Origin of the sequence: Mycobacterium neglectum (assembly GCF_002591975.1) — a bacterium.
GTDB lineage: Bacteria > Actinomycetota > Actinomycetes > Mycobacteriales > Mycobacteriaceae > Mycobacterium > Mycobacterium neglectum.
In genome coordinates, this window is record NZ_NVQE01000089.1 from 1 (window position 1) to 6,182 (window position 6,182).

The following is a 6,182-nucleotide window of genomic DNA, read 5'->3' on the forward strand; positions in this document are numbered from 1 at the left end:
CCAGATCGGCCAACGCCCCCTGACGGCGCTCATACAACTCCGCCACCGCCAACAACCGCTGCGCGGTGGACATCGACTCATAGCGCGTGGCCTCACCCATCAACTCGATGAGATCCCAATCCCGATCACACTCGAACACATGTTCGACTCTGCCACACGGGTCCGACACTATTCTGTAGTCATGCGGGTGGCCACATGGAACGTCAACTCGATCCGCGCTCGAGTCGATCGGGTGGCCGACTGGCTGGAGCGTGCCGACGTCGACGTGCTGGCGATGCAGGAGACCAAGTGCTCCGACGATCAGTTCCCCACAATGCCCTTCCTGGCCGCCGGCTACGACGTGGTGCACTGCGGCTTCAACCAGTGGAACGGTGTCGCCATCGCATCGCGGGTCGGTATCGACGATGTGCAGGTCGGCTTCGACGGTCAACCGACGTGGAGCAGTAAGCCAGATGTCGAAGCCGCCGCGGAGGCGCGCGCGCTGGGAGCGACGTGCAATGGGGTGCGGGTGTGGAGCCTGTATGTGCCCAATGGGCGCTCCCCCGCCGATCCGCACTACGTTTACAAGCTCAAATGGCTTGCTGCTCTGCATGATACGGCACAGAAGTGGCTCGCCGACGACCCGGCGGCACAGATCGCAATGGTGGGCGACTGGAACATCGCGCCTACTGACGAAGACGTCTGGAGCGTCGAGGCGTACGAAGGTAGCACCCACGTCACCGCGCCGGAGCGGGCCGCGTTCAACGCAATGACGAACGCCCAATACACCGACTTGGTAAGGCCTTTCACGCCCGGCCCGGATGTCTACACCTACTGGGACTATACCCAGCTGCGGTTCCCGAAGAACCGCGGAATGCGTATCGACTTCATTCTCGGCTCACCAGCTTTGGCGCAGCGTGTGACCCATGCGGAGATCGTCCGTGAGGAACGCAAGGGGAAGGCGCCGAGCGATCACGCTCCGGTGCTGGTCGAGCTGACCTGAGCCGCTACGCCATGTGGTCGACGTTCTCCTCGTCGGCGTAGCGACCCGGGTTGAAGAGCGACGCGACCATCCCGACGACCATCATTGCCGCGGCCGCGATGAACACGACGACCAGTCCCGCATGGAACGGCTCGACGATCAGGTGCGGGAAGAACGTCTGCCCGGTCAGCACATCGGCATTGACGCCGGGCTGTTGCAGCGCGTGGTAGGGCTCGAGCAACTCGGCCATCGGGTTGTAGCCCAGGAACGCCGCGAACAGGCTCCCGACCGGCGGCAGGTTCGCCACCTCGTGCGCCACCGATGCGGAAACGCCCTGCTCCTGCAGGCCTGAGCTCAGCGCGCTCGGCAGTGTGTTGGCCAGCCCGATAATCATGAGAGAGAAGAAGATTCCGATCGACAGCGACGAGCCGGCGTTGAAGAATGTGGCCCGCACTCCCGAAGCGGCACCGCGCTCAGCCGCGGGGACGCTCGACATGATCGCCGCGGTATTCGGCGCCGTGAAGATGCCACCGCCGAGGCCATTGATGAAGACCAGGAGCGCAAACACCCAGTAGTCGAAGTTGACCGGGATCATCACCAGTGCAATGAACGACGCCGCCATCAATGCCATACCGCCAACCGTGAAAAGCCTGGCGCCATAGCGGTCCGCCAGGGTGCCGGCAAGCGGAGCTGCGATCAAGAAGCCGAACGTCGCGGGCAACAAGTAGATACCGGCCCACAGCGGTGTCGATTCAAAGCTGTAGCCGTGCAACGGGAGCCAGATCCCCTGCAGCCAGATGATGAGCATGAACTGCAGTCCGCCACGACCGACGGAGGACATCAGACCTGCCAGGTTGCCCATGCCGAACGATGCGGAACGGAAGAGCCGGATGTTGACCATCGGCTGTTCAACCCGCAGCTCGATCAGACAGAAGACGACGATCAGCAGCACACCGCCGAGAATCGAACCGAACACCCACGGGTTGGTCCAGCCCGTCGTCGAATCCCCGTAGGGCTGGATCCCATAGGTGATGCCGACGAGAAGTGCGGTCAGACCGATGGCGAACGTGAGCGTGCCCGCCCAGTCCAGCCGTCCCGGGGTTCGGACCCCGAGTTCGCGCAGCGAGCGATAGCTCCAGACGGTCCCCAGCAGCCCGATCGGTACTCCCACCCAGAAAATCGCTTGCCAGTGGAACTCCGAAAGCACACCGCCGATAAGCAGTCCGAGAAATGAACCAGCAACGGCAGCAACCATATTCACACCAAGTGCCATGCCGCGCTGGTTGGACGGGAACGCGTCGGTGAGAATCGCGGCGGACGACGCCATCAACATCGCGCCGCCGACGCCCTGGACCACGCGCCACGCGATGAGCCAGACGGCGCCGCCACCGAAATGGAACGGATCAAAGGACAACGCGATGGCCGCGACGGTGAAGACCGCGAACCCGAAGTTGTAGATGCGAACCCGGCCGAAGATGTCGCCGAGGCGGCCGAAGAACACGACGAGCACCGCGGTCACCACGAGGTACCCCATGAGCATCCAGAGCAGGTAGCCGACGTTGGCGGGCGCCAGCGGATTCAACCCGATGCCGCGGAAGATCGCAGGAAGCGAGATGAGCACGATCGAGGCGTTGATCGCCGCCAACAACATGCCGAGCGTGGTGTTGGACAGCACGATCCACTTGTAGAACGGATGGTCCTGATCCATACGCCTGCGCCGTCGCGCGGTCTCGCTGAGCGCCGCGTCGGCGTCAGCCGCTACCTGGGGGTTCGTCTTATCAATGTTGGTCGTCATCAAACGTCGCAGTCTTTGCTATTCGTACAAACGGCTCGAGGCAGAAAACACATATATTAGCTATATAAAACATGGCGAGGCAATTCCTATTCCCGCCAGGCCATCACGTGCGCTAGCGTGGCAGGCGTCCACACACGGGAGCGCACACCAGTGCGCTGAGAGGACGGGTAGGCCCGTCGACCGTACGAACCTGACCGGGTAATGCCGGCGTAGGGAGATGATGAAAGTGTTGCATTCTGTCCCATCAGTGACCAACGGCCCGATCGCGGGCAGCACCAAGATCTACCGGGACCTCGAAGGGATGCGAGTGCCGTTCCGCCGGGTGAACCTGTCCAACGGCGAGCACTTTGACCTGTACGACACCTCGGGCCCGTACACCGACGCCGACGCCGTACTCGATCTCAACCAGGGGCTGTCACCGCGCCCCGGCGTCGTGCGTGATCGCGGCACTCAACTTCAACGAGGCCGCAACGGCGAGATCACCGCCGAGATGGCGTTCATCGCCGCACGCGAAGGGGTAGCACCCGAACTCGTGCGCGATGAGGTGGCTCGCGGTCGCGCGGTGATTCCGGCCAATCACAACCATCCCGAGGCTGAGCCGATGATCATCGGCAAGGCCTTCGCGGTGAAAGTCAATGCGAACATCGGCAATTCGGCGGTCCGCAGCTCGATCGCCGATGAGGTCGACAAGATGGTCTGGGCCACCCGTTGGGGCGCCGACACGATCATGGACCTGTCCACCGGCCGCGACATCCACCTCACTCGAGAGTGGATCCTGCGCAACTCGCCGGTGCCCGTCGGCTCCGTACCCATCTACCAGGCCTTGGAGAAGGTCGACGGCGATCCAACAGCATTGACGTGGGAGTGCTACCGCGACACCGTGATCGAGCAGTGCGAGCAAGGTGTGGACTACATGACCGTGCACGCCGGGGTGCTGCTGCGTTACGTGCCGCTCACGGCTAAACGGGTGACGGGGATCGTGAGCCGGGGTGGCTCCATCATGGCGGCGTGGTGCCTGGCGCACCATCAAGAGTCGTTCCTGTACACCCGATTCGAGGAACTCTGCGAGATCCTGCAGCGGTACGACGTCACGTTCTCGCTCGGCGACGGACTACGGCCGGGCTCGATCGCAGATGCCAATGACGCCGCCCAGTTCGCCGAACTGCGCACGCTCGGTGAGCTGACCAAGATCGCCAAATCGCATGGCGTGCAGGTGATGGTCGAAGGCCCCGGGCACGTCCCCATGCACAAGATCGTCGAGAACGTCCGGCTCGAGGAGGAGCTTTGCGACGAGGCCCCCTTCTATACGCTGGGTCCGCTGACCACCGACATCGCGCCGGCCTACGACCACATCACGTCGGCGATCGGCGCGGCGATCATCGCCCAGGCGGGTACTGCGATGCTGTGCTACGTCACGCCGAAGGAGCATCTGGGGCTACCTGACCGCAAGGACGTCAAGGACGGCGTGATCGCCTACAAGATCGCTGCCCACGCCGCCGATCTGGCCAAAGAGCACCCACGCGCACAGGAACGCGACGACGCACTGTCGCTGGCCCGATTCGAGTTCCGGTGGCACGACCAGTTCGCCCTGTCGCTCGACCCCGACACCGCACGCGAGTTCCACGACGAGACACTTCCCGCAGAACCGGCGAAGACCGCGCATTTCTGCTCGATGTGCGGTCCGAAGTTCTGCTCCATGCGCATCACCCAGGACATTCGCGATGCGATGGCCGAAAAGTCCAAGGAGTTCACCGAGCACGGCAACCGGGTCTATCTTCCACTGACATGAGGGGGATGAGAGCTTGCTCGAAGAACCAATGATCCAGCTGCCGCTGACACCGCCGGGCCAGACCCCACTTCGGGTCATGACAATCGCCGGCTCCGACTCCGGCGGCGGAGCCGGTATCCAGGCCGACATGCGGACGTTCGCCATGCTCGGCATGCACGGCCTGGTCGCCATCACTGCGGTCACAGTGCAGAACTCACTGGGCGTCAAGGGGTTTCACGAAATACCGCTGGACGTCATCGCGGGGCAGATTGCGGCCGTGGCGTCCGACATCGGTGTCCAGGCCGCGAAGACCGGCATGCTGGCGTCCTCCGCGATCATCGATGTGGTCGCGGAGACCTGGCGAGAGCAGGGGCTGGCCGGCACGGTGCCGTTCGTCGTCGACCCGGTGTGCGCGTCCATGCACGGCGATCCGCTGCTGCACCCCAGCGCGCTGGATACCCTCAGGGGTCAACTGTTCCCGCTGGCCACTCTGGTCACGCCGAACCTTGACGAAGTGCGTCTTCTGGTCGACATCGATGTCATCGACGAGACGTCCCAGCGTGCGGCGGCGCGCGCACTTCATGCGCTCGGTCCGCAGTGGGTGCTGGTGAAGGGCGGGCATCTGCGGGCGTCATCACAGAGCCCCGATCTGCTTTTCGATGGCACCGATTTCTTCGAGTTCGACACCGCCCGCATCGACACCGGACACGACCACGGTGCCGGCGATACGCTGGCCGCGGCGATCGCGAGCGCGCTCGCCCATGGGTACACCGTGCCCGACGCCGTCGCGTTCGGAAAGCGTTGGGTGACCGAATGTCTGCGCGCGGCATATCCACTGGGGCAGGGCCACGGCCCGGTATCGGCACTCTTCAGGCTCAACGGATGAATCTCGAGCAGATCGCGGGCATCGCCCACGCGCCGGCGGATCATGGCCAAGGCGGCCCTATTGGCACAGTCGTTCTGACCCACGGCGCCGGCGGCAGCCGGGAATCCCCACTACTGGTGAGGATCTGCGACGAGTGGGCGGCGCGCGGCTGGCTCGCGGTGCGTTACAACTTGCCCTATCGGCGCCGACGGCCGAAGGGGCCGCCGTCCAATTCCGCCGCATCCGACCAAGCCGGAATCGTGGAGGTCATCGAGCTGGCGCGCACGCTCGCCGAAGGCCCGGTCGTCGCGGGCGGCCACTCCTACGGCGGTCGGATGACCTCGATGGTGGTCGCCGACGAAGCGGCGAAAGTCGATGTGCTGACCTTGTTTTCGTACCCGCTGCATCCGCCCGGCAAGCCGGAGCGGGCGCGCACCGAGCACCTGCCCAGGATTTCCGCGCCGACGGTGTTCACCCACGGCACCGCCGACCCGTTCGGGTCGATCGAGGAACTTCGCGCCGCCGCAGCGCTCATCTCAGCCGCCACCGAGGTCGTCGAGATTACCGGCGCCCGACATGATCTCGGCTCGAAGTCCCTGAACGTTCCGGCGCTGGCGGTCGACGCCGCATCAGGATTGCTTGGTGCGTCGTAGGGACAGGCGGGCTAATGTCACGGGGTGACCACGCCGCCGGGCAATCCACCGCCATATGGCCAGCCACCGTCTCCGTACGGTCAGCAGCCTCCCTACGGCGGCCAGCCTCCCTACGGCGGTCAGCCGTCGAACCCCTACCC

General features: G+C 64.4%; 5 protein-coding genes and 1 riboswitch. Of the genes, 4 read left to right on the forward strand and 1 reads right to left on the reverse strand.

Features of this window, described 5'->3' with window-relative positions:
- Nucleotides 1–181: 181 nt before the first annotated feature.
- The gene (locus CSQ99_RS30360) at nt 182–982 is read left to right on the forward strand and encodes an exodeoxyribonuclease III (RefSeq protein WP_099042677.1); all 801 of its coding nucleotides are present in this window, start codon (nt 182–184) and stop codon (nt 980–982) included.
- 4 nt (nt 983–986) lie between these two features.
- On the opposite strand, the gene CSQ99_RS30365 is transcribed toward CSQ99_RS30360, so the two are convergent.
- A complete protein-coding gene (locus tag CSQ99_RS30365; RefSeq protein WP_099042678.1) occupies nt 987–2,756 on the reverse strand; it encodes an MFS transporter in 1,770 nt (589 codons plus the stop codon).
- A gap of 124 nt (nt 2,757–2,880) precedes the next feature.
- Nucleotides 2,881–2,990, forward strand: a riboswitch (TPP riboswitch).
- Between CSQ99_RS30365 and thiC the strand changes: the two genes are divergently transcribed.
- The 3 genes from thiC to CSQ99_RS30380 all read left to right on the forward strand — a co-directional run bounded on the left by thiC (nt 2,977) and on the right by CSQ99_RS30380 (nt 6,042).
- Nucleotides 2,977–4,545: a phosphomethylpyrimidine synthase ThiC gene (gene thiC / locus CSQ99_RS30370; protein ID WP_099042681.1), complete on the forward strand. Its 1,569-nt coding sequence runs from the start codon at nt 2,977–2,979 to the stop codon at nt 4,543–4,545. It overlaps the preceding riboswitch by 14 nt.
- A 28-nt stretch (nt 4,546–4,573) precedes the next feature.
- Nucleotides 4,574–5,410, forward strand: a complete 837-nt coding sequence (gene thiD, locus CSQ99_RS30375) for a bifunctional hydroxymethylpyrimidine kinase/phosphomethylpyrimidine kinase (RefSeq protein ID WP_099042679.1) — start codon at nt 4,574–4,576, stop codon at nt 5,408–5,410.
- On the forward strand, nt 5,407–6,042 hold the full coding sequence (locus CSQ99_RS30380) for an alpha/beta hydrolase family protein (protein ID WP_099042680.1): 636 nt from the start codon (nt 5,407–5,409) through the stop codon (nt 6,040–6,042). Before thiD ends, CSQ99_RS30380 begins: the two co-directional genes overlap by 4 nt.
- Nucleotides 6,043–6,182: the final 140 nt, after the last annotated feature.

Bases quoted from the DNA above. Each gene is read 5' to 3' on its own strand.
- CSQ99_RS30360 (WP_099042677.1), top strand. From the start codon at position 182: ATGCGGGTGGCCACATGGAACGTCAACTCGATCCGCGCTCGAGTCGAT.
- CSQ99_RS30365 (WP_099042678.1), bottom strand. From the start codon at position 2,756: ATGACGACCAACATTGATAAGACGAACCCCCAGGTAGCGGCTGACGCC.
- thiC (WP_099042681.1), top strand. From the start codon at position 2,977: ATGAAAGTGTTGCATTCTGTCCCATCAGTGACCAACGGCCCGATCGCG.
- thiD (WP_099042679.1), top strand. From the start codon at position 4,574: ATGATCCAGCTGCCGCTGACACCGCCGGGCCAGACCCCACTTCGGGTC.
- CSQ99_RS30380 (WP_099042680.1), top strand. From the start codon at position 5,407: ATGAATCTCGAGCAGATCGCGGGCATCGCCCACGCGCCGGCGGATCAT.